This is a genomic window from Dietzia sp. DQ12-76, from assembly GCF_014145045.1.
In the GTDB taxonomy this organism is placed as follows: Bacteria; Actinomycetota; Actinomycetes; order Mycobacteriales; family Mycobacteriaceae; genus Dietzia.
Genome location: NZ_JAALDV010000480.1, coordinates 2,744 through 4,308, shown reverse-complemented (window position 1 = coordinate 4,308; position 1,565 = coordinate 2,744). Strand labels below are relative to the sequence as shown.

Genomic DNA, 1,565 nt, shown 5'->3' with positions numbered 1-1,565 from the left:
CGCCGGGACACGGACGTCGCTGGCGCTGTCCGGCGAGGTCGCGGCCGCGATGGCCGCGGGGCCCGTCCGCGAGCTCGTGACGCCCGGTCAGACCCACCGCGTGTGGGTCGACCGCCGTGAGGCCCAGTTCAGCTCCTGGTACGAGTTCTTCCCCCGCTCCACGGGCGGGTGGGACGAGCGGGGTCGGCCGGTCCACGGCACCTTCGCGACCTCGCGCGGCTACATCGACCACGCGGCGGACATGGGCTTCGACGTCGTCTACCTGCCTCCGATCCACCCGATCGGGGTGATCAACCGCAAGGGCCGGAACAACTCCCTCACCCCGGAGGAGGGGGACGTCGGGTCGCCGTGGGCCATCGGCTCGGCGGACGGTGGCCACGATGCCGTGCACCCGGACCTCGGCACGATCGAGGATTTCCGCGAACTGGTCGAGTACTCCACCTCTCGCGGCGTCGAGATCGCCCTGGACCTGGCGTTGCAGTGCGCTCCGGACCACCCGTGGGCGCAGGCCCACCCGGAGTGGTTCACGGTGCTCCCCGACGGCCACATCGCGTACGCCGAGAACCCACCCAAGAAGTACCAGGACATCTACCCCGTCAACTTCGACCTCGACCCCGAGGGGATCTACGCCGAGGTGCTCCGGGTGGTGCGCCTGTGGACCTCCCTGGGCGTACGGATCTTCCGGGTGGACAACCCGCACACCAAACCCGCGGATTTCTGGAGCCGCCTGATCGCGGAGGTCAAGCGCACCGAGCCGGACGTGCTGTTCCTCGCCGAGGCCTTCACCCGCCCGGCCCGTCTGTTCGGGCTCGCGAAGCGGGGTTTCTCGCAGTCCTACACGTACTTCACCTGGAAGACCACGAAGTCCGACCTCATCGAGTTCTGCGAGCAGTTGCTGGCGCACGTCGATGAAGCCCGGCCGAACATGTTCACCAACACCCCGGACATCCTGCACGAGTCGCTGCAGCGCGGAGGTCCTGCGATGTTCGCGATCCGGTCGGCGCTCGCGGCCACGCTCAGCCCGGCGTGGGGTGTGTACTCGGGCTTCGAGCTGTTCGAATGGCAACCCGTCGCCGACGGCAGCGAGGAGTACCTGGATTCGGAGAAATACGAACTCCGGCCCCGCGACTTCGCCGGCGCCGAGGCGGCGGGCCAGTCGCTCGCCCCGTGGCTGCGGACCCTGAACCGGATCCGTCGGGAGCACCCCGCCCTCCACCAGCTGCGCACACTGCGTTTCCACGACGTGGACAACGATCAGATCATCGCCTACTCCAAGATCGACCCCGCCACCGGTGACTGCGTCCTGACGGTCGTCTCCCTCGACTCACACGGGGTGCAGGAGGGCACCCTCAGGCTCGACATGGCCGCCCTCGGATACGACGACGACGCCCGGTTCAGCGTCCACGACGAGGTCTCCGGCAGCGAGTTCCACTGGGGCTCGAGCAACTACGTGCGACTCGAGCCGTGGACGGCGGTCGCGCACATCGTCGTGGTCCCACCCTGCGACGAAGCACGTAGGGTCGAACTGACCTACCGCACGCACATCGTGGATTGAGGGACAACGG

Annotated in this window: 1 protein-coding gene; it reads left to right on the top strand. The window is 68.4% G+C overall.

What is annotated here, in order from left to right; all coding sequences use genetic code 11:
* Positions 1-1,555 (top strand): alpha-1,4-glucan--maltose-1-phosphate maltosyltransferase (locus G6019_RS15155; protein WP_182627935.1); only part of this gene is annotated, 1,555 nt, incomplete at its 5' end.
* Positions 1,556-1,565 lie beyond the last annotated feature (10 nt).